Below are 19366 nucleotides of genomic sequence, written 5' to 3' on the forward strand. Positions count from 1 at the left end.
GAGGTCCACGATCTCACAGGTCCAGATCTTTCAGCTCGCCGCGGGAGACGATGCCGAGCTTCGGGTAGGCCTTGTACAGGTGGTAGCCGACCGTCCGGTGGCTGAGGAAGAGCTGGGCGGCGATGTCGCGGTTCGACAGGCCCCGCGCGGCCAGCCGGGCGATCTGCAGTTCCTGCGGGGTGAGCGCGGAGGCGGCGCCTTCGGCCTGCTCGGCGGCCTGGGCGCCGGTGGCGGTCAGCTCGGCGCGGGCGCGGGCGGCCCACGGCCGCATGCCGAGCCGGTCGAAGACCTCCAGGGCGTCGCTCAGCGAGCCGCGCGCCTCGGCCTTCCTCTTGGCCCGGCGCAGCCACTCGCCGTGGAGCAGCGCGGTCCTGGCGTACTCCAGCGCGCGGCCGTCCTGGTCGTGGCGTTCGAGTGCCGCCGTGTAGAGCGACTCGGCCCGGTCGTCGTCGGCGAGCAGCGCGCGGCAGCGCAGGACGAGCGCGTCGGCCCACGGCTGGCGGACCGTCTCGGCCCACCGTTCGAAGCGGGCCAGCGGCTCGGCGGCGCGTTCGGGCGCGCCCACCCGTACGGCGGACTCCACGAGGTCGGGGGTGGAGCGGGTGGCGCAGATGTGGTGGCGCATCGGCTCGCGGGTCAGGCGCTCGAAGCGGGCCAGCGCCGCCTCGGCGCGGCCCAGACCCAGGTCGAGCAGGCCGAGCGACCAGTGCGCCCAGGGCGCGCCGGGGGAGACGGCCCCGGCTGTGGCGCCGGCCAGCCCCGCCTCGGCGTGGCTCCGGCAGGCCGCCTCGTCGCCCTCGGCGGCGGCGAGGTAGGCGAGCACGCTGCTGAACTGGCTGACCCACTGCTGCTGGCCGGTGTCGCGGGCGAGCCGGAGGGCCTCGGCGGCCGTGGCGAGCGCGTCGCGGTGCCGCCCGGTGAACACCTCGCCCTCGGCCACGAAGAACAGCACCGTGGGCAGCCGCCCGGCGCCGCCCCGGTCCCGCTGCTCGGCGGCGAGGGCGGTGGCCAGCTCGTAGGCGTCGGAGTCCTGGCCCAGCACGAGCGCCGCGCCGCAGAGGATCATCAGCACCTGGCCGGGGACCTCGCCCCGGCGCCGGATCGCGGCGAGCGTGCCGGCCAGCGGCGGCGGCCCGCCGGCCCGGCCCCGGTCGAGCCGGCCCAGCGGGTCGAGATGGACCAGGTACGGGCCCACGGGCGCGAGCGGGTCCGCGTCGTCCAGCGGCAGCGCGGCCAGCCGGTCCAGCGTGCCGGCGAGCTGCTGTTCGCCCAGGTACCAGGCGGTGTGCACGGCCTGGACGAGCAGCGTGGCGGCCTGGCCGGGGTCGGTGTCGCGGACGAGACCGGCGCCGTCGAGCAGCAGCCGGTGGGCGGCCGGGTAGGCGCCCTGCCAGAAGTCGGCGAGCGCGCGCACCTGCGCCATCCGCGCCCGTACCGCCGGGGGCCTGTCCGGCCCGGTCGCGCGGTCGCCGAAGGCGCGGGCGCGGTCCATGTCGCCGGCCTCCAGCGCCGCCTCCGCGGCCAGGGCCTCGCGGCGGGCCTTGGCGGAGGGGTCGGCGCTCAGCCGGGCGGCCCGCTCGTACGCGGCGGCGGCCGCCTCGTGGCCGCCGCGCTCGCGGGCGCGGGCGGCGGTGCGTTCGAGGGCGGCGGCGGCCTCCTCGTCGGCGCCGGTGGCGGCCGCCGCCAGGTGCCAGGCGCGGCGGTCGGCGTGCTCGGGCGAGCCGAGCGCGGCGGCGAGCGCGCGGTGCGCGGCGAGGCGTTCGCCGAGCGGCGCGCGCTGGTGGACGGCGGCGCGGATCAGCGGATGGCGGAAGCGGATCACGGTGCCGTCGGCGTCGCCGCGCACCACCAGGCCGGCCCGTTCGGCGGGGGACAGGTCCTCGACCGTGGCGCCCAGCTCGGCGGCGGCACGCAGGATCACGGCCAGCTCGCCGGTCTCGTCGGCCGCCGCCACCAGGAGCAGGCTCTGGCAGGCCGCGGGCATCCGGCTGACCTGGCCGTGGAAGGCCAGTTGCAGGCGGCCGGTGAGGGGCAGCGCGCCCGGCGCGAACGCGCTGCCGCCCTCGGCGGCCAGCGCGATCGGCAGCTCCAGCAGCGCCAGCGGGTTGCCGCCCGCCTCGGCGAGCAGCCGGAAGCGGACGGCGGGCGCGAGCGGATGCCGGTCGAGCAGGGCCGCCGCGGCCTCCGGGGCCAGCCCGGACAGGCGCAGCTCGGGCAGGCCGGGGGCGGGGAAGGAGCCTTCGCCGTCCCGCGCCGCGAAGATCATGACGATGCCCTCGGCGTGCAGGCGCCGGGCGGCGAACAGGAGCGCGTCCCGTGACGCCCGGTCGAGCCACTGCGCGTCGTCGACGAGGCACAGCAGCCCCGTCTCACCCGCGTGCTCGGCCAGCAGGGAGAGCGCGGCCAGCCCCACCAGCATCGGTTCGGAGCCCGTCGCGGGCCCGAGCCCGAACGCCGCCTCCAGGGCGGCGCGCTGCGGGCCGGGCAGCGCGCCGAGTGATCCGAGCGCCGGGCGCAGCAGCAGTTGCAGGCCCGAGAACGGCAGCTCCGCCTCGAACTCGACCCCCGTGCCGCGCACCACCCGCAGGTCGCCCGCGGTGGCGGCGGCGTGGTCGAGCAGCGCCGTCTTGCCGATGCCCGCCTCGCCGCGCAGCACCAGCGCCGAGCTGGCGCCGCCCCGGGCCGCCGTCAGCAGCTCGGCGATCGTGTCCTCTTCGGGCTTTCTCCCGTGCAGTTCCCCCGCGCCCATGCGCCCCATCCTGGCATTCTTCGCGAACCGGGTTCACCGCCTCCCCAGGCGCATCAGGGCGTTGCGCGGCCCGGCCAGGCGGCCCGCTCCGGCCAGGCGCGTCATCCAGCGCGAGGCGGTGACCATCCGCTCGGCCGCCGGACGCCGCCTGGCGTCGTACAGGCGCAGCGCCCCGGGCACGTCGCCGGGGTGGTCGCGCAGGCAGGCGGCCAGCGCGGCCGCGTCGAGCAGCGCCTGGCAGGCGCCCTGCCCGAGCGCGGGGGTCATGGCGTGGGCGGCGTCGCCCAGCAGGGCCACGTTGCCGGTCACGTACGAGGGCAGCGGCGGGGCGAGGTCGTGGACCTCGTGCCGCAGCACGGCGTCCGCCTCGGCGGCGGCGAGCACGCGCGGGATCGGGTCGTGCCAGCCGGCGAAGCGGGCGCGCAGGTCGCCGAGGGTCTCGCGCACCCCCTTCGGGGTCCGTACGGGCGCGTACCAGTTGGTGACGCCGGGGGACTGCGGCGTCATGCCGAACATCTGCCCGCGCCCCCAGGTCTCGCCGTAGTCCTGCGGCTCGAAGCCGTGGACGACGCCGCGCCAGGCGACGATGCCGGCGTAGCGGGGCCGGGTGGGGGCGGCGAAGAACGCCCGGCGCACCGCGCTGCGCACGCCGTCGGCGCCGATCACCAGGTCGTGGGAGTCGCGCAGCGCGGCGGGGTCGGTGATCTCCACGCCGGTGCTGATCGTCGCCGGGTCCACCTCCTCCACCAGCATCTCGATCAGCGACACGCGCGACAGCATGCGGACGGGCGCTCCGCCGCGCCGTTCGATGCGCTCCAGCGGCAGGTCGGCCAGGTGGCGGCCGTCGGGGGTGCGGATGCGGGCGTGCCGGTAGGGGACGGTGCGCTCGCGCAGCCGTTCGCCCAGGCCGAGGCTCGCCAGGGCGGCCTGGGCGTCGGGCCGGATGCCGAGAGCCGTGCCCTCGGCGACGATGCGCGGCCAGCGTTCGAAGATCGAGACCTCCCAGCCGATGCGGCGCAGGGCGATGGCGGCCGTCAGCCCGCCGACCCCGGCTCCCACGACGGCGGCTTTCCTCATTCTCATCACCCCAAATGTGGTACCACGCTTGTGGTGGTTGTGTCGAGCGGGAGAATGGGCCGTCATGGTGGAGAACAGGGACCGGCGCGACCGGCTGCGCGACGCGGCCATCGAGGTGCTGGCCGGGGAGGGCGGGCGCGGACTGACCCACCGCGCGCTGGACCGGGTCGCCGGGCTGCCGGAGGGCACGGCCAAGAACTACTTCCCGACCCGCGACAGCCTGCTGCGGGCCGCCGCCGAGCGGTGCGTGGAGCGCTACTGGAGCGACCTCCAGCAGGCCGAGGTCCACGACGTGGACGGACTGCTCGCGCTGCTGCGCCGCATGATCGACCGGGCGCTGACGGACAACCGGTCCCGCATCCTGGCCTACCTCGAACTGCACGCCGAGGCCGCGCGCAACGCCCAGGTGCGCGAGACCCTGGCCCGCCTCACCCGCGCCGACCTCGACCTGCACCTGGCCGCCCAGCGGGCCGCCGGGCTCCCGGCCACCCGGCACGGCGCGGCCACCGTGACGCTGGCGATCAACAGCGCGCTGACCTACCTGCTCACCCAGCCGCCCGACGTCCTGGCCGCCTACGGCCTCGACGACCTGGACGCCTTCCTGGCCCGCCTCGTCTCGACGGCCTACCCGCCCGCCTAGAGCGGCTCGTCGGCCAGATACGGCGGGGCGGGGTCGTACTGGATCTCGCGGCGGACGGCGCGCGCGTGGTCGCGGCCGTGCAGCCGGCCGACGAGCCACAGCGCGCTGTCGATCCCGGCGGAGACGCCCTGGGTGGAGATCACGTTGCCGTCCACGACATAGCGGGCGTCGCGGACGACGGTGACGTCCCCGCGCGCCTCCAGGGCGTCCTCGTAGGCCCAGTGGGTGGCCACCCGGCGCCCGCGCGCCGGTCCGGCGGCGTGGAGCAGGAAGGCCCCGGTGCACACGCTGGCCACCCAGGTGGCCTGCTCGGCGGTCTTGGCGATCCAGCCGGTGACGGCCGGGTTGTGCGGCTGGACCTCGCGGGCGCCGCGCCCGCCCGGCACGAGCAGGACGTCCAGCGGCGGGTTGTCGTCCAGGGTGCAGTCGGGCAGCACCCGCAGGCCCTTGCCGGCCCGGACCGGGCCGGGCCGTTCGGCGACGAGCACCGCTAGGTCGGCGTCGGCGCGCAGGATGGCGGAGGTGGTGAACACCTCCCAGGGCCCGGCGAAGTCCAGCTCCTCGACGTCGTCGAAGATCAGCAGTCCGTACGTGGTCACGGATGTCCTCCCGTGGTGGATCGGAAACGGTCTCGGTAGTCGGAGGGCGCGACGCCCAGGCGTCGGTGGAAGCTGCGCCGCAGGGTCTCGGCGGTGCCGAAGCCGTAGCGGCGGGCGATGACGTCGACGGGGTCGCCGCCGTCCTCCAGGGCCCGCTGCGCCGCCTCCACCCGGACCCGCTCGACGTAGGCGCCTGGCGGCAGGCCGAGCTCGGCGGTGAAGCGGCGTTGCAGGTGGCGGGGGCTGAGCCCGGCGTGCGCGGCCAGGTCGGTGATGTCGTGGCGGGCGCCGGGGTCGGCGTGGATGGCCGCCACGGCCCGGCGCACCGGGTCGGAGGAGGGCTGCGCGGACCACAGCCCCACGCTGAACTGGGACTGGTTGCCCGGCCTGCGGAGGAACAGCACGAGGTGGCGGGCCACCTCCAGCGCGGCCCGCTGCCCGTGGTCCTCTTCCACCAGCGCCAGCGCCAGGTCCATCCCGGCGGTCACCCCGGCCGACGTCCAGACGGGCCCGTCACGGACGAAGATCGGATCGGGGTCGACGGTGACCTCCGGGTGTTCGCGGGCCAGCCGCTCGGCCCTGGCCCAGTGGGTGGTGGCGCGGCGACCGGCCAGCAGCCCGGCCTCGGCCAGCAGGAACGCCCCGCTGCACACCGAGGCGACCCGCCGGGCGCCGCCGGCCGCGGCGGCGATCCAGCCGGTCAGCGCCGGGTCGTTCCTGGCCTCGTAGACGCCCCCGCCGCCCGCGACGACCAGTGTGTCGAAGCCGGCGGGCGGGAGGTCGGCGACGCCGTGGGAGGCGTGCACCGGCAGCCCGTGCTCGGCGCGGACCGGCCCGGGGACGGGGGCGACGATCGCGCAGTCGTAGCCTCCGGCGAGCTGGAACACCTCGTGCGGCCCGACCAGGTCGAGCGACTGGAAACCCTCGTAGATCACGAAGGCGATGCGGTGTGCTTGCACCCTTCCACGGTCCAGCCCGCACCCCGATGGCGTCAACGACACGCACCCCACAGATCGCGCCATCGGCCCTCGTCAGGGCGACAGGTGGGGGTGCCGCATCCGCCAGACGGTGCCGCGGGTGATGACCTCCTTGAAGAGCGCGGAGGGCCGCCCGGTCAGGACGGGCCCGCTCGGGCTGTCGTCGGCGCGGGTGGCCTGGGTGACGCCGTCGTGGCGGCCCAGGCTGATGTTCTGCCACACGTACCGGATCCGCGCCGGTCGCGGGGCGCGGCCGGTGAGCAGCGCGGCCGCCGCGTCGCCTGCCTGGAGGCCGAGCGGCAGGCCGGTCTGGCACGACATGCGCGAGCCCCGCACGGCGGCGGCGTCGCCGGCGCCGAGCACCTCCGGATGCGAGAGCGAGCGCAGGGTCGCGTCGACCAGCATGCGGCCGTGCTCGTCCGTGGCCAGCCCGCAGGCCGCCGCGAGCTCCGGGACGCGGAACCCGGCCGCCCACACCACCGTGTCGGCGGGCACCTCGCCGCCGTCGCGCAGGAGCAGCCCGCCGGGGCCGACCTCGGCGACGGGGGCGTGCTCGCGCACGGCGACGTCCAGCCGGTCGAAGGCCCGGCGCAGGTGGCGGCGGGCCCGCGGGGACAGCCCGGCCCCGATCGGGCCGCCGGACACCAGCCGGACCTCCAGTCCCGGGCGGGCCGCCTTGAACTCGGCCGCGGCCTCGATCCCGGTCAGCCCGCCGCCCACCACGGCGACCGACCGCGCCGCCGCGAGGCGGGAACGCAGCCGGGCCGCCTCGCGCTCGGTGGCGACCGTGTACGCGTGCTCGGCCAGCCCTTGCACCGCGCCGAGGTCGGCGCCGCTGCCGAGCGCGTAGACCAGCACGTCGTAGCCCAGCTCGTACGGGGCCGCGTCGAGGCGGACGACCCGGGCGGCGAGGTCGATCCCCGTCACCGTGGCCACCGCGAGCTCCACCCCGGCGCCGTCGAGCAGGCCGCGCAGGGGCAGGTCGGGCAGCCGCTGCCCGGCGGCGAGCTGGTGCAGCCGCACCCGCTCCACGAACCGGTCGGCCGCGTTCACCAGCGTCACCCGGGCCCCGGCGCCGCGCAGCCGCCGGGCCGCCCGCTTGGCCGCGCCCAGCCCGGCGTAGCCGCCGCCCAGCACGACGATGTGTCCTGTCATGGTTCCTCCCGTTCGAAGTCCCCACCTGAACCGGCGAGCCGGGCGATTCGTGACAGCGTCGCGCTGTGAGCGTGCTCACACGAGCTGGGCGGCGGCGAATGCCAGCTTGTCCGGGTTCACCATCGTCCGCACCGCGGTGACATGCTCGCCGGCGACCTCCACGGCCATGACCGCGCGCAGCTCGCCGTCGTGCCGCAGCAGCGCCGCGTACTCGCCGTTGACCTCGGCGATCACGGCCGTCACCGCCGCCGCCTCGGGACGGAGGCTGAGCCCGCCCAGGTAGCGCAGCACCCTGAGGCGCCCGCGCACCGGCCGCCGCGCCGCGGTCGAGCCGCCGCCGTCCGCCCAGGCGACGACGTCGGCGGCCAGCAGCCGTTCCAGGCCCGCCACGTCGCCGTCCAGGGTCGCGGCCAGGAACCTCTCGACGATGCGGCGGTGCTGGCCGCGGTCGGCGTCGAACCGCTTGCGCGCCGCGCCGACGTGCTCACGCGCGCGGCGGTGGAGCTGGCGGGAGTGCGCCTCGCCGAGGCCGAGCATGGCGGCGATCTCGGCGTGGCTGTGCCCGAACGCCTCGCGCAGCACGAACACGGCCCGCTCGGCCGGGCTCAGCCGTTCCAGCAGGACGAGCAGGCCCAGCGACACCGACTCGCGCTGCTCGACGGTCTCCAGCGGCCCGAGCGCGCCGTCGCCGGTGAGCACGGGCTCGGGCAGCCACGGCCCCGCGTAGCTCTCCCGCCGCCGCCGCGCGGAGGCGAGCTCGTTCAGGCACAGGTTCGTGATCACCCTGGTCAGCCAGGCGGCCGGCACGTCGGCCCGGCCGGCCTGACGCCAGCGCAGGAACGTCTCCTGGACCAGGTCCTCGGCCTCGGCCGCCGAGCCGAGCAGCCGGTAGGCCAGGCCGAACAGCCTGGGCCGCTGCTCCTCGAACACTGCCTCCAGCGTCTCTTCACCCATCGCTTCCACGCGCCCGATGCTAGGCCGCCGGGTAGTTCGCGGCACGAATTTGTTACGCTTGGCCGATGAGTGAGAATGTCGCCGGCGAGATAGGGGCGGTGGCCGCGCTGGTGCGCTCCACGTTCCTGGTCAATGCCGTGTACGTGGAGTCGGCCCGCGAATACGGCATCACCCAGCAGCAGGGTCAGTTGCTGTGCGTGCTGATGGCGCAGCCTTATGGCATGACCGAGCTGGGCGGGGTGCTCGGCCTGGCCAAGTCGAGCCTCACCGGCCTGGTCGACCGGACCGAGCGCAACGGCCTGGTGGAGCGCAGGCCCGACCCCGGCGACTCCCGGGCGGTGCGGGTGGCGCTCACCCGGCGCGGCGCCAGGCTGGCCGACGAGTTCTACGCCGAGACCTGCCGCCGCGTCGAGGAGCTGACGGCCGGGTTCACCGCCGCCGAACGCGACACGCTGGCCGCCCTGCTGGGCCGCGTGGTGACCGACAACCAGGTGCCGACCGTCTTCCTGGAGCCCGATCAGGTGCGCTGAGACGAAAGCCGGAATTTGCGGTTCGTGCCACGAACTAATATGGTTCGTGGCACGAACCGCAAACTTTTTTGGGCGCGGCCTGAGGGAAAGGCATAACCATGTCCGCACATGACGTCGTCTTCGGCTTCGGCGCGCATTCCGGCATCGACGACGTGCCGGAGCTGTTGCGCATGGCCCAGCAGGCCGACCGGGACGGGCTCGACATCTTCACCCTTTCCGACCACCCGTACCTCGGCGGGCGCCTCGACGCCTACGCCGCGCTCGGCTTCCTGCTGGGCCGCACCGAGCGCATCGCGGGATTCGCCAACGTGACCAACCTGCCGACCCGGCCCGCCCCGATGCTGGCGCGGACGGTGACGTCGCTGTCGGCGCTGTCGGGCGGCCGCGTCGTGCTCGGCATGGGCGCGGGCGGGCTGTGGGACCGCATCACGGACATGGGCGTGCCCCGGCTGTCGCCGGGCGCGGCCGTGGACGCCTTCGAGGAGGCGATCGTCCTGGTCAAGCTGCTGTCCGGCGGCGGCCCTCCGGTCACCTACGAGGGAAACCACTACCGGGTGCGCCGCATCGAGCCCGCGCCCGTCGCCGCGCCGCCGGTGTGGACGGGCTCGGTCGGGCCGAAGTCGCTGGCCGCCACCGGGCGGGTGGCCGACGGGTGGATCCCCGGCCACGCGGCCGACTGGCTCAGCGAGCGCTACCGGACCTCGCGTCCCGTCATCGACGAGGCGGCGGCAGCGGCAGGCCGGGACCCGGGCGAGATCCGTACCGTGTTCAACCTGCCCGGCCGCATCACCGACCGGCCGCTGCCCGCCACCCGCGACCGCGACGGCCGGTGGATCGGCGGCTCGGTGGCGCAGTGGGTCGAGGAGCTGACCGGGGCGGTGCTGGAGCACGGCGCGTCCGGCTTCACGCTCTTCGACACCGGCCACGGCGCCGCCGACCTCACCCTGCTGGCCCGCTGGGGCCAGGAGGTCGCCCCCGCCGTCCGCGAGGCCGTCGCGAAGTAACCGCTCAGGCCCGGCCGGCGGGCCCGCCGTCACGGGTCCCACCGCCTCGGGCGCGGTCGGCGGCATCCAGGGCGGGGGCGAGGGGGGCGAGCGCGGCGCGAAGGAGGTCCGGGAGCGACCCGGACGGCACGACCAGCCCGCCGGCCGTGACGGACGAGACGGTCGCGCTCAGCCACTGGTCCAGCGCCACGCGGACCGCGGCGGCGACGCTCGCGGCGAGCACCCGCGCGGCGTGCTGATGCTCGCCGCCATCGCCGACGCGCGCGGCGATGGCCTCGGCGAGAGGGTGCTCGATCGCGGTGGTGGCCTCGACGAACGCCTCGCGCAGCGCGGGGCGGGTGGTGATCAGCAGCAGCGCGTCCCGGCCGGCGGCGTCCGGGGCGGTGTACTGGTCCACGACCGCCTCGATGACGGCGTCGGCGAGCCCGACATCGGCGGGCCGGGCGGCCACCGCCGCCGCCACCCGCGCCTCCCGCTCGCCGGTGACGGCGGCGACGATCGCCTGTTCGCGGCTGGAGAAGTAGTTGTTGTACGTCCTGGGGGAGACCCCGGCGGCCTCGGCGATGTCGTCGACGCGGACGTTGTCCGGTCCGCGTTCGAGCGCCAGGCGCAGGGCGGCCGTGCGCAGGGCGTCCCGGGTGGCCTGCTTCTTCTGCTCGCGCAGCCCCGTCCGTCTCGTCGTCACGCGCCCAGCATCCCACCTTTCGATGCGTGTACGCAAACTTGCGTGCGCGCACTTTTCTGGCCTAGCGTGAGCGTCCCATCCCACCGGAAGGACCCATGCCATGAGAGCCAAGGGCATCACGTACGACACAGGGTTCGTACGCAACGGAGGGTCGTCCCGCGAGCGCTTCGACCCGGTCGCGGTCAGGCGCGAGCTCGGCATCATCCGGGACGACCTGCACTGCACCGCGGTCCGCGTCATCGGCGGCGACCCGGAGCGGCTGGAGCTGGCCGCCACCTACGCCGCCGAACTCGGGCTGGAGGTCTGGTTCTCGCCCTACCCGCTGGAGCTGACCCCCGAGGAGACGCTGTCGCTGTTCGCCGACTGCGCCGGGCTGGCGGAGCGGATCCGGCGGCAGGGCGCCGCGGTCGTGTTCGTCACCGGCGCCGAGCTGAGCCTGATGAACAAGGGGTTCCTGCCGGGCGGCACCCAGGAGGACCGGCTCGCCCTGCTGACCGACCGGGACCGGCTGCCCGAGCGGATCGGCGAGCTCAGCGCGCGGCTCAACGACTTCCTCGTCGAGGCCGTGGCCCTCGTCCGCGAGCGGTTCGGCGGCCGGATCACGTACGCCGCCGTCCCGCTCGAACGCGTCGACTGGACGCCCTTCGACCTCGTGGGCGTCGACCTCTACCGGTCGGCCGAGGTCGCCGGCCGGTTCGCCGAGGCCGTCCGCGCCCTGGTCGCGCAGGGGAAGCCGGTCGCGATCACCGAGTTCGGCACCGCCGCCTACCGGGGCGCGGGCGACAGCGGCGGCCGCGTCCTGGAGGTCGTCGAGTTCGACCGGGAGACCGGCGCGCCGATCCGGCTGAACCGCGCATGCGTCCGCGACGAGCCCGGCCAGGCCGCCTACCTGCGGGAACTGCTGGAGATCTTCGACGCCGCCGGTGTCGACAGCGCCTTCGTCTTCCTCTTCTCCCTCGGCAACTTCCCGCACCGGCCCGGCGGGGACCCGCGTGACGACCTCGACCTCGCCAGCCCCGGCATCGTCAAGGTCCTCGACGGCCGCCACGGGGACGCCTACCCCGGCCTGCCCTGGGAGCCCAAGGCCGCCTTCACCGCCCTCGCCGGCCACTACCATGGGAGCACACGTTGATCACCGATGTCGTCATCGCCGGCGGCGGCCCGAACGGGCTGATGCTGGCCTGCGAGCTGAGCCTGGCCGGCGTCCGGCCGCTCGTGCTGGAGCGGCTGCCCCGGCCGAGCGAGGAGCCGAAGGCGAACGGGCTGCTCGGCCAGGTCGTCCGCATGCTTGACCACCGAGGACTGTGCGAACCCCTCAGCGGCAGCGCGGAACCGCCGCGGCCGAACTCCGCGTACTTCATGTTCGGCGCGCTGGGCCTGGACCTGAGCCTGCTGGAGCACAGCCCCGTCCACACCCTGCCGGTGCCGCAGCGGCGCATCGAGCAGGTCCTGGAGGAGCGCGCCATCGAGCTCGGCGTGGAGATCCGGCGCGGCCACGAGCTCACCGGACTGGCACAGGACGAGGACGCGGTCACCGCCGACGTTGCGGGCCCGGACGGCACGTATCAGGTGCGGGCCCGCTACCTGGTCGGGGCGGACGGAGCGCACAGCGCCACGCGCAAGCTCGCCGGCATCGCGTTCCCCGGCGTCACCTACGACCGCATGACCGTGCGCTCGGCGCACGCGACGGTCCCGGCGGACTGGGTCGATCCCGCGACCGGCGCGCTGCACGTGCCCGGCTACGGCGCCGTCGCGCCGTTCATGCCCCACCGCACCGAGCGCGGCGGGTTCTCCTACGCGCCGATGCCCGGCCACCCTCCGCTGGTCAGCACCACCGAATGGGACCAGCCGGCGACCGCCGCCGCGATGAGCCTGGAGGAGCTGCGGGCGAGCGTCCGCCGAGTCCTCGGCGTCGAGGTGCCGCTCGGCCCGCCCGGCGGCCCGGGGCCGCACGCGCTGCGCCGGCTGACCGGCGGCAACACCCGGGTGGCCGAGCGGTTCGCCGACGGCCGGGTGTTCCTGATCGGTGACGCCGCGCACGTGTACGCCGCCACCGGGGGCGGTCCCGGGCTCAACCTCGGCCTGCAGGACGCGGTCAACCTCGGCTGGAAGCTCGCCGCCGAGATCCGGGGGAGCGCCCCGCCCGGACTGCTGGACACCTACGAGCCGGAGCGGCGCGCGGCCGCCCGCCGCATGGTGCTGAACGCGCAGGCGCAGGCGGCCCTGATCGCCCCCGGCAGCGACGTCACCGGCCTGCGCGAGGTGTTCGCCGAACTGCTCCGCGACCCCGGCGCCGTGCGCCGCCTGGCCGAGCTCACCACGGGCGCCGACGTCCGCTACGACCTGGGCGGCGGCGAGGCGCACCCGCTGACCGGCCGCTTCGCCCCGGACCTGGACCTGCGCACCCCCGCCGGACCGGTCCGCCTGGCCGAGCTGACCAGGACCGCGCGCCCCCTGCTGCTCGACCTGACCGACGACGCCTCACTGTCGCGGGCTCTCGGCCACGACCAGGTCGACATCGTCACGGCCCGCGCCGAGGCTCCCGCGCCGACGGCCCTGCTCCTGCGGCCGGACTGCTACGTGGCCTGGGCGTCCGCGTCTCCCCGGCCCGGCCCCGCGGAGGTCGAGGCGCTCCGGGCGGCCCTGCGGCGGTGGTTCGGCGTCAGCGAACCCGCCCGTACGTGAGCTCGGCGCGGTCGCGCCAGGCCTGCTCCCATCGGCGGGTCATGGCCGGGTAGACGACGAGGTAGCGGAACGGCTTGATGAGGGCCATGTACGCCCTGCCGAACAGGCCGTTGGGCTTGACCAGGGCCGCCATGCGCAGTTCGTACTCGCCGCCGGCGGTGGGCACCCAGCCCAGGTGGCAGACGGTGTGGACGGTCTTGTTGGCCAGTTCCTGGGCGGATTCCTCGGCGACCGCGTACAGCGGTGTGAACGGGATGTTGGGGTCGTTCACGCCGGGGGAGCGGCGCAGGTCGTCGGGCAGGCGGTCGAGCAGGGAGCCGACCCGCCCGCCGAGTCCGGCGCCGGGCTCGTCCCAGCCCAACAGCGCGCCGAGCTTCCACCGGACCGCGAACAGGAACCGGACCGGCCAGGACTGATATTGCGGCGCGGTGCGGGCACGCAGCGCGGCCAGCATCGCGGGGAAGTCGTCCGGGCCGGCGCCGGGCGTGCGGAAGGCCCACACGTCCTCGATGCGGAAGTCCGGGGCGATCTCGTGGATGCGCCACGGCCGCGAGGTGTGCTCGGTGACGGGGAGCCTCATGGACATGTCGGCCGCCCCGTCACCGCGACACCAGGAAGGTGACCTCGCGGGGCCGGACCTCGAGGTCACTGATGCCGTCGGGCGTGGCGCCGATCTCGCGGCCGATCCGGGCCGCCGCCTGGAACGCCTCCTCGGACTCGAACTCGCCGGTGGTGACGACGGCGTCTCCGTCCGGGGTGACCCAGACCCCGACGGACACGAAGCCCGGCTGGCTCCGCGACATCTCGGCGACCTGGTGGCACTCCTTGACGAACGCCTCGAGGTGCTCGGGGGCGGGGTAGTGGAACGCGACGAAACCGAATGACATGACGGGTTTCCTCTCTCCGTTATACGGTGCCGTATAACCTAAGGTTAGACCTGTTGTACGGCACCGTACAACCAGGCGAGAGGTGAGGTGGGCCACAGATGGGCTCGTTGCGTACACCACGGGAGAAGTGGATCGAGGAGGGGCTGCGGGTGCTGGCCGCGTCCGGGGTGGACGCCGTCCGGGTCGAGACGCTGGCCAAGGCGCTGGGGGTGACCAAGGGCGGCTTCTACGGCTACTTCACCGACCGCAACGCCCTGCTGGAGGCCATGCTCGACACCTGGGAGCGGGAGAGCATCGACGAGGTTCTCGACCGGGTCGAACGCGCGGGAGGCGACGCCCGTACCAAGGTCCGGCTGGCCGGGCAGCTCACGCTCTCCGAGCGGCTGCTGCCGATCGACCTGGCGGTGCGGCACTGGGCCCGGCGTGACGAGGCCGTCGCCGCACGCCTGCGGCGCGTGGACAACCGGCGCATGGACCTGCTGCGCGAACAGATCGGCACCTTCTGCGCCGACCCCGACGAGGTCGAGGCGCGCAGCCTGCTCGCCTTCTGCCTGACCATCGGCCAGCACTTCCTGGCCGCCGAGCACGACGGCCGCACCCCCGCCCAGGTGCGCTCCCGCGCCGCCGACCTCATCCTCAACGCCTGACGGAGCCGGCCAGGTCACCCGCCCGCGACGGCGGCCCGTGAAAGCGGCAGGGCGCTTCGGGCAAGAAGGGGCGACCACCGTTCATCTGACCCCGCGGAGACGCCCGCATGGCTGTTCCACCCGACCTGGCCGACCCACCCGATCTACAGGTGGACTTCGAGCACGTCTTCACCGCGCACTTCACCGAGATCCACCGCTACATCGCCAGGCGGCTGTCCGACGACGTGGCTGACGACCTGGCCGCCGAGGTGTTCCTGGCGGCCTGCCGGGGCGGCTACGACGCCGCGCGCGGCGGGGTGCGCCCCTGGCTGTACGGCATCGCCACCCACCTCATCGCCCGGCATCGCCGCACCGAGATCCGCAAGTGGAAGGCGCTCAGCCGGACGGCCGAGCGCGCCGAGCACGATCCGGAGGACGCGGTCCTGACCCGCGTGACCGCGGACCGGCTGACCGGCAAGCTGGCGGGGGCGCTGGCCGGGCTCAACCGGGGCGACCGCGACGTCCTGCTGCTGAGCGCGCTGTGCGACCTCAGCCACGCCGAGGTCGCCGCCGCCCTGGGCATCCCGGCCGGGACGGTCGCCTCCCGGCTCCACCGCGCCCGCAAGCAGCTCCGCAAGGCGCTCGGCGACGTCAACCCGCTGGAGGAGACCCATGGATGAGCTGAGCCTCCTGGCGCGGGCGCTGCCCGACGCCCCGCCGCCCTCGCCCGAGGTGGTCGAGAGGGCCCGACTCCGGCTCGCCGCCGCCCGGCGCGAGCAGGGACCGCCGGCAAGAGCGCGCCGGCGCGGCCCCGCCTGGGGATGGACTCTGGGAGCCGCCGCGACGACGATCGCCGTCGTCCTGGCCATCGTCACGCTGGTGGCGAACATGACGCCCGCTCCCGCACCGGTGCTCGTGCCCGAAGGCGGCAACAGCGCCCTGCTCCAGCTGGCGGACCGGGTCGCGAAGCTGCCGGACGAGCGCGGCGCCTACTGGCGGCGGCCACTGCTCAACGACGCGCTGATCCGGGTCCGGGCGGGCAATCAGGCGTTCAACGTGCTGTTCTCGTCACGGATCGACCTCTGGCAGCCGCGCGACCCCCGCGACCCCGTACAGGCGGAGCAGTGGCAGCAGTTCGTCCGCCCCGCCACCGAGGCGGACGAGCGGGCGTGGCGGGCGGCGGGCTCCCCGGGCACGGTCCAGCGCGTGTGCACGCCGGGCACCCGGGCGGGAGACTGCGCGAAGCTCCGGCTGCGGTCCAAGCCCACGCAGTGCGTCTACACGCGCGCGGTCGAGCCGGACGGCGTGCTCGGCGACTCCCGGATCGGTGAGCTCACGCTGGCCGACCTCGCGGAGCTGCCCGGAGACGCCGGACAGCTCCGGGAGAAACTGCGTGCCTACTGGAAGATCCTGCGGGACAAGGAGCCCGGCTACAGCTTCGAGAAGTTCCTCGCCACCTCCACCGCCCTGCTGGAGCTCCCGGTGAAGCCCTCGGTCAGGGCGGCCGCCCTGCGTCTGCTCGCCGGACTGCCGACGACCCGGGTGCGCGGCACGATCACCGACCCGCTGGGACGTCCGGGAATCGCGGTCACCTTCAGGGAGAGCGAGGGCTTCACCGCCGAGTTCGGCGCCGACGACGAGGTGGCGCAGCGGTACACCACCATCCTCGACCCCCGGACCGGCGCCGTTCTGGCGGAGCACGCCGCGATCGCGGACGAGAGCACGGACGGGCTCGCCAAGGGGACGTTCATGACCTACCAGGCCTGGGCCCCCGAGGCGGGCTGGACCGGCGAGCGCCCCCAGCGGCCCCGCGACTGCCGGCTCAGCGCCCGCCCGCTGCCGTGACGGACCGCCCGGGCGGCGGGGGCGTCACCACGGGACCGGGCCGCTGTCGTTGAAGAAGCCGCCGCTCGGCCCGTCGTCGTCGAGCGTCGCCAGCCGCACGAGGACGGCCGCGCCCTCGTCGGGTGTGCGGAAGCCGTGGTGGTCGTTGATGTCGGTGTCGACGTAGCCGGGGTCGGCGGCGTTGACCAGGATGCCGTCCTCGCGCAGCTCGTTGGCGTACTGCACGGTCAGCGCGTTCAGCGCGGCCTTCGACGGCGTGTAGGCGGCCGAGGCGGGCAGCGCCGCCAGCGGCCCGCCCGGGGTGGCGGCGATGGTCAGCGACGCGGCCCCGCTGCTGACGTTGACGATGCGCGGCGCGGGGGCGCGGCGCAGCAGCGGCAGCATGGCGTTGGTCACCGTGATCACCCCGAACACGTTCGTCTCGAAGACCGCCCGCACCATGTCCACGTCGACGACACTGGGGAGCTGGTCGAGCGCGTCCTGCGGCGCGACCTGCCCGGACCCGGTGATGCCGGCGTTGTTGACGAGCACGTCCAGGCGGCCGAATCGCTCCTCGGCCAGCCGGGCGGCGGCCCGTGCCGTGGCCGGGTCGGTGACGTCCAGGGTGACGGCGTGCGCGTCCCCGCCGGCCGCGCGCAGGGCCGCCGCGGCTTCCTCGCCGCGCCGCGCATCCCTGGCGCCGACCAGCACCGTCATGCCCAGCGCCGCCAGTTGGGCGGCGGCGGCCCGGCCGATGCCCTTGTTGGCGCCGGTGACCAGCGCGACCTTCCGCTCGTTCATGATCAACCCCTTGTCGTCCGTACGGTGTGTCCGCCCCGAGACGAGACAGCCCGGCGTTCTGTGACATGCGGGCCGATGTCACAGAACGGCGGGCTGTGTCGTCTCAGGTACCGGAAACAGGCGCGACGACGGGAAGGAGCCCGCATGAGCAGGGCCGAGGAGTTCGAGGAGTTGCGGCCGCTGCTGTTCTCGATCGCCTACCGCATCCTGGGCAGCGTGAGCGACGCCGAGGACGCCGTACAGGAGACCTGGCTGCGCTACGAGGCGATCACGACGCCGCCCGCGTCGGCCAAGGCGTTCCTGTCGGCGGTGGTGACCCGCATCGCGATCGACGTGCTGCGCTCGGCCCGTGTCCGGCGGGAGGAGTACGTCGGCACGTGGTTCCCCGAGCCGCTGCTCACCGACCCGTACGACGATCCGCAGCGGGCGGCCGAGCTGGCCGATTCGGTGTCGATGGCGGCCCTGCTGCTGCTCGAACGGCTGAGCCCGCTGGAGCGGGCCGTGTTCGTGCTGCGTGAGGTGTTCGGGTTCGGCTTCGGCGAGGTCGCGGCGGCGGTCGGCAGGTCGGAGGCGGCCTGCCGCCAGCTCGCCGTGCGGGCCCGCCGCCACATGGACGCGGGACGCGCCCGCTTCGAGGCCGGCCGGCGCGAGCGGGAGGAGCTGGCCGGGCGCTTCTTCGACGCCTTCGCCGAAGGTGACGTCGCCGGGCTGCGCGAGCTGCTGGCCGCCGACGTCCAGCTGGTCGCCGACAGCGGCGGCAAGGCCCCGCTGTGGGGCGAGGGCGTGTTCGGCGCCGCGAACGTGGCCCGCACGCTGGCCTCGATCGTGCCGCCGTTCGTCCGGATCGGCGGCGCCGTGGAGCCGCGCGAGGTGAACGGGCGGCCGGGCGCGATCTTCCGCGACCGCGACGGCCGGATCGTCAACATCTGGTCGCTCGACATCCTCGACGGACAGATCCAGACGATCCGTACGGTGCTGAACCCCGACAAGCTCGCCCATCTGGGCCCGGTCGCGGACGCCTGGGCCGTGGTCCGCGAGGCCACGCGGGCCCGCCGGCTCCCGCCCGAGCCCGGCGGCTAGGACTCCAGCTCCACGGTGAGGTCGGCGGACAGCGCGCGGAGGAAGTCCGGCGCGTCGAAGACCTCACCGGCGGAGACGACGCCGGTCGCCCTGGTCCGTCCCGTGAGCAGGCGGTCGACCGCCTCGACCACGAGCGGCGCGGTGAAGGCGTAGATGTCGCGCCCTCGCGCCACGGCCCGCCGCTCGGCGCCGCCGGAGCGCACGACGACCTCCACGAGGAACGTCTGCTCCGACCGTCCCAGCTCGTCGGCCGGGGCCGGCGTCGGCGTGTCGGGCGCGACGACCTCCCTGGCCGCCTCGACCGTCATGTACGTGCGCACCTCGGGGATGGACAGGTGGCTCGGCACGGTGACGATGTCGGCCATCGAGAACTCGCCCACGACCGGCCGGGGCCCCAGCGGCGCGGGGAAGGGCCACTCCAGGACCGGCGGCTCGTCGTGGCGGTACTCCAGCCGGCCGTTGGCGAAGCGGACCCGCTGCCCGTCCCGCCGCTGCCGGGAGACCACGCCCGCCGCCCGCGTCCCGGCGGTCGGGTGCCAGCCGCTCAGCCCGTACGCGATGTGCGCCTCGTCGGCCGACGTCCAGTCGCCCATCGCGGCCGTGGCCAGCAGGTCGCCCAGGCCGCCGTAGAAGGCCATCGCGGGGACGATCACCGCGCCCGCCGCCCGGGCCCGGTCGCCGAAGTGCGCGAACGTGTCGGCGTTGGCCTCGATCTCGGCCGCCACGTCCACGTACGGGATGCCCGCGCGCAGCGCCGCCTCGATCACGGGGGCCGCCGTCGTGGCGAACGGCCCGGCGGCGTTGACCACGGCCGCCGCCCCGGCCAGCGCGTGGTCGAGCGCGCCGGGGTCGTCGACCGACGCCGTGCGGAACTCCAGCCCCGTCTCGTGGGCCAGCTCCTTGAGCCTGGCCGAGTCGCGCCCGGTCAGCAGCGGGACGAACCCGCGCTCCCGCAACCGCGCCACGACGAAACGCCCGGTGTGCCCGTACGCGCCGAAAACCGCCACCGTGTGCGCTGATGATTGCATGGGTGCTCCCCGAACTCGCGTCGATCTGTTGCGTTCATCCTTCCGATCACGGGCGGCCCGCACGA

Annotated in this window: 20 protein-coding genes; 9 read left to right on the top strand and 11 right to left on the bottom strand. The window is 75.1% G+C overall.

Annotation, left to right across the window (positions count from 1 at the left end; genetic code table 11):
* Positions 1–13: 13 nt before the first annotated feature.
* Complete coding sequence (locus ACBI99_RS20075; RefSeq protein ID WP_375073051.1) at positions 14–2749, bottom strand: AAA family ATPase; 2736 nt, start codon at positions 2747–2749, stop codon at positions 14–16.
* A gap of 33 nt (positions 2750–2782) precedes the next feature.
* Positions 2783–3832, bottom strand: a complete 1050-nt coding sequence (locus ACBI99_RS20080) for an FAD-dependent monooxygenase (protein WP_357587934.1) — start codon at positions 3830–3832, stop codon at positions 2783–2785.
* Between the two features lie 58 nt (positions 3833–3890).
* Here ACBI99_RS20080 and ACBI99_RS20085 point away from each other — a divergent pair, with 58 nt between their 5' ends.
* Complete coding sequence (locus ACBI99_RS20085; protein ID WP_357587936.1) at positions 3891–4466, top strand: TetR/AcrR family transcriptional regulator; 576 nt, start codon at positions 3891–3893, stop codon at positions 4464–4466.
* Here the strand turns inward: ACBI99_RS20085 and ACBI99_RS20090 are convergent.
* From ACBI99_RS20090 to sigJ, 4 genes are all read right to left on the bottom strand, one after another.
* The gene (locus ACBI99_RS20090) at positions 4463–5065 is read right to left on the bottom strand and encodes a DJ-1/PfpI family protein (protein WP_219507593.1); all 603 of its coding nucleotides are present in this window, start codon (positions 5063–5065) and stop codon (positions 4463–4465) included. The genes ACBI99_RS20085 and ACBI99_RS20090 overlap by 4 nt on opposite strands.
* Positions 5062–6024, bottom strand: a complete 963-nt coding sequence (locus ACBI99_RS20095) for a GlxA family transcriptional regulator (protein ID WP_308125859.1) — start codon at positions 6022–6024, stop codon at positions 5062–5064. Before ACBI99_RS20095 ends, ACBI99_RS20090 begins: the two co-directional genes overlap by 4 nt.
* A 72-nt stretch (positions 6025–6096) precedes the next feature.
* Positions 6097–7197 (bottom strand): NAD(P)/FAD-dependent oxidoreductase, encoded by a 1101-nt coding sequence (locus tag ACBI99_RS20100; RefSeq protein WP_375073052.1) that lies wholly within the window; start codon positions 7195–7197, stop codon positions 6097–6099.
* A gap of 75 nt (positions 7198–7272) precedes the next feature.
* Positions 7273–8151: an RNA polymerase sigma factor SigJ gene (gene sigJ / locus ACBI99_RS20105; RefSeq protein WP_375073146.1), complete on the bottom strand. Its 879-nt coding sequence runs from the start codon at positions 8149–8151 to the stop codon at positions 7273–7275.
* A gap of 65 nt (positions 8152–8216) precedes the next feature.
* Here sigJ and ACBI99_RS20110 point away from each other — a divergent pair, with 65 nt between their 5' ends.
* Complete coding sequence (locus ACBI99_RS20110) at positions 8217–8681, top strand: MarR family winged helix-turn-helix transcriptional regulator (protein WP_219507596.1); 465 nt, start codon at positions 8217–8219, stop codon at positions 8679–8681.
* Between the two features lie 98 nt (positions 8682–8779).
* Positions 8780–9685, top strand: a complete 906-nt coding sequence (locus ACBI99_RS20115; protein WP_219507597.1) for an LLM class flavin-dependent oxidoreductase — start codon at positions 8780–8782, stop codon at positions 9683–9685.
* Between the two features lie 4 nt (positions 9686–9689).
* Here the strand turns inward: ACBI99_RS20115 and ACBI99_RS20120 are convergent, their stop codons facing one another.
* On the bottom strand, positions 9690–10370 hold the full coding sequence (locus tag ACBI99_RS20120; RefSeq protein ID WP_375073053.1) for a TetR/AcrR family transcriptional regulator: 681 nt from the start codon (positions 10368–10370) through the stop codon (positions 9690–9692).
* Between the two features lie 115 nt (positions 10371–10485).
* Here ACBI99_RS20120 and ACBI99_RS20125 point away from each other — a divergent pair, with 115 nt between their 5' ends.
* Together ACBI99_RS20125 and ACBI99_RS20130 are read left to right on the top strand one after the other, a co-directional pair.
* Positions 10486–11502, top strand: a complete 1017-nt coding sequence (locus tag ACBI99_RS20125) for a hypothetical protein (RefSeq protein WP_375073147.1) — start codon at positions 10486–10488, stop codon at positions 11500–11502.
* The gene (locus ACBI99_RS20130) at positions 11499–13055 is read left to right on the top strand and encodes an FAD-dependent monooxygenase (RefSeq protein WP_375073054.1); all 1557 of its coding nucleotides are present in this window, start codon (positions 11499–11501) and stop codon (positions 13053–13055) included. Before ACBI99_RS20125 ends, ACBI99_RS20130 begins: the two co-directional genes overlap by 4 nt.
* Here the strand turns inward: ACBI99_RS20130 and ACBI99_RS20135 are convergent.
* Both ACBI99_RS20135 and ACBI99_RS20140 read right to left on the bottom strand, forming a co-directional pair.
* Positions 13033–13641, bottom strand: coding sequence for a DUF2867 domain-containing protein (locus ACBI99_RS20135; RefSeq protein WP_357587944.1), 609 nt, complete (start codon positions 13639–13641; stop codon positions 13033–13035). The genes ACBI99_RS20130 and ACBI99_RS20135 overlap by 23 nt on opposite strands.
* A 13-nt stretch (positions 13642–13654) precedes the next feature.
* Positions 13655–13942: an antibiotic biosynthesis monooxygenase family protein gene (locus ACBI99_RS20140; RefSeq protein ID WP_219507604.1), complete on the bottom strand. Its 288-nt coding sequence runs from the start codon at positions 13940–13942 to the stop codon at positions 13655–13657.
* 98 nt (positions 13943–14040) lie between these two features.
* Here ACBI99_RS20140 and ACBI99_RS20145 point away from each other — a divergent pair, with 98 nt between their 5' ends.
* The 3 genes from ACBI99_RS20145 (at position 14041) to ACBI99_RS20155 (ending at position 16413) form a co-directional block, all read left to right on the top strand.
* Entirely contained in the window at positions 14041–14589 is a 549-nt protein-coding gene (locus ACBI99_RS20145; RefSeq protein ID WP_219507606.1) for a TetR/AcrR family transcriptional regulator, read from the top strand.
* A gap of 107 nt (positions 14590–14696) precedes the next feature.
* Positions 14697–15248, top strand: a complete 552-nt coding sequence (locus ACBI99_RS20150; RefSeq protein ID WP_375073055.1) for an RNA polymerase sigma factor — start codon at positions 14697–14699, stop codon at positions 15246–15248.
* A complete protein-coding gene (locus tag ACBI99_RS20155) occupies positions 15241–16413 on the top strand; it encodes a CU044_5270 family protein (RefSeq protein WP_375073056.1) in 1173 nt (390 codons plus the stop codon). Before ACBI99_RS20150 ends, ACBI99_RS20155 begins: the two co-directional genes overlap by 8 nt.
* Before the next feature lie 24 nt (positions 16414–16437).
* Here ACBI99_RS20155 and ACBI99_RS20160 read toward each other — a convergent pair whose 3' ends face one another.
* Positions 16438–17193: an SDR family NAD(P)-dependent oxidoreductase gene (locus ACBI99_RS20160; RefSeq protein WP_375073057.1), complete on the bottom strand. Its 756-nt coding sequence runs from the start codon at positions 17191–17193 to the stop codon at positions 16438–16440.
* Positions 17194–17337: 144 nt separating this feature from the next.
* On the opposite strand from ACBI99_RS20160, the gene ACBI99_RS20165 reads away from it, so the two are divergent.
* Entirely contained in the window at positions 17338–18273 is a 936-nt protein-coding gene (locus ACBI99_RS20165) for an RNA polymerase sigma-70 factor (RefSeq protein WP_219507608.1), read from the top strand.
* Here ACBI99_RS20165 and ACBI99_RS20170 read toward each other — a convergent pair.
* Positions 18270–19301 carry a trans-acting enoyl reductase family protein gene (locus ACBI99_RS20170; protein ID WP_219507609.1) on the bottom strand — a complete coding sequence of 344 codons (1032 nt, stop codon included), beginning with the start codon at positions 19299–19301 and terminating at the stop codon, positions 18270–18272. The genes ACBI99_RS20165 and ACBI99_RS20170 overlap by 4 nt on opposite strands.
* Between the last annotated feature and the right edge of the window lie 65 nt (positions 19302–19366).

It is taken from the genome of Nonomuraea sp. ATR24 (genome assembly GCF_041950485.1).
Lineage (GTDB): Bacteria > Actinomycetota > Actinomycetes > Streptosporangiales > Streptosporangiaceae > Nonomuraea > Nonomuraea ceibae.

Excerpts from the sequence above, each read along its gene's own strand:
- ACBI99_RS20075 (WP_375073051.1), bottom strand. The coding sequence starts at position 2,749 with ATGGGCGCGGGGGAACTGCACGGGAGAAAGCCCGAAGAGGACACGATC.
- ACBI99_RS20080 (WP_357587934.1), bottom strand. The coding sequence starts at position 3,832 with ATGAGAATGAGGAAAGCCGCCGTCGTGGGAGCCGGGGTCGGCGGGCTG.
- ACBI99_RS20085 (WP_357587936.1), top strand. The coding sequence starts at position 3,891 with ATGGTGGAGAACAGGGACCGGCGCGACCGGCTGCGCGACGCGGCCATC.
- ACBI99_RS20100 (WP_375073052.1), bottom strand. The coding sequence starts at position 7,197 with ATGACAGGACACATCGTCGTGCTGGGCGGCGGCTACGCCGGGCTGGGC.
- sigJ (WP_375073146.1), bottom strand. The coding sequence starts at position 8,151 with ATGGGTGAAGAGACGCTGGAGGCAGTGTTCGAGGAGCAGCGGCCCAGG.
- ACBI99_RS20110 (WP_219507596.1), top strand. The coding sequence starts at position 8,217 with ATGAGTGAGAATGTCGCCGGCGAGATAGGGGCGGTGGCCGCGCTGGTG.
- ACBI99_RS20115 (WP_219507597.1), top strand. The coding sequence starts at position 8,780 with ATGTCCGCACATGACGTCGTCTTCGGCTTCGGCGCGCATTCCGGCATC.
- ACBI99_RS20135 (WP_357587944.1), bottom strand. The coding sequence starts at position 13,641 with ATGTCCATGAGGCTCCCCGTCACCGAGCACACCTCGCGGCCGTGGCGC.
- ACBI99_RS20140 (WP_219507604.1), bottom strand. The coding sequence starts at position 13,942 with ATGTCATTCGGTTTCGTCGCGTTCCACTACCCCGCCCCCGAGCACCTC.
- ACBI99_RS20145 (WP_219507606.1), top strand. The coding sequence starts at position 14,041 with ATGGGCTCGTTGCGTACACCACGGGAGAAGTGGATCGAGGAGGGGCTG.
- ACBI99_RS20150 (WP_375073055.1), top strand. The coding sequence starts at position 14,697 with ATGGCTGTTCCACCCGACCTGGCCGACCCACCCGATCTACAGGTGGAC.
- ACBI99_RS20155 (WP_375073056.1), top strand. The coding sequence starts at position 15,241 with ATGGATGAGCTGAGCCTCCTGGCGCGGGCGCTGCCCGACGCCCCGCCG.
- ACBI99_RS20160 (WP_375073057.1), bottom strand. The coding sequence starts at position 17,193 with ATGAACGAGCGGAAGGTCGCGCTGGTCACCGGCGCCAACAAGGGCATC.
- ACBI99_RS20165 (WP_219507608.1), top strand. The coding sequence starts at position 17,338 with ATGAGCAGGGCCGAGGAGTTCGAGGAGTTGCGGCCGCTGCTGTTCTCG.
- ACBI99_RS20170 (WP_219507609.1), bottom strand. The coding sequence starts at position 19,301 with ATGCAATCATCAGCGCACACGGTGGCGGTTTTCGGCGCGTACGGGCAC.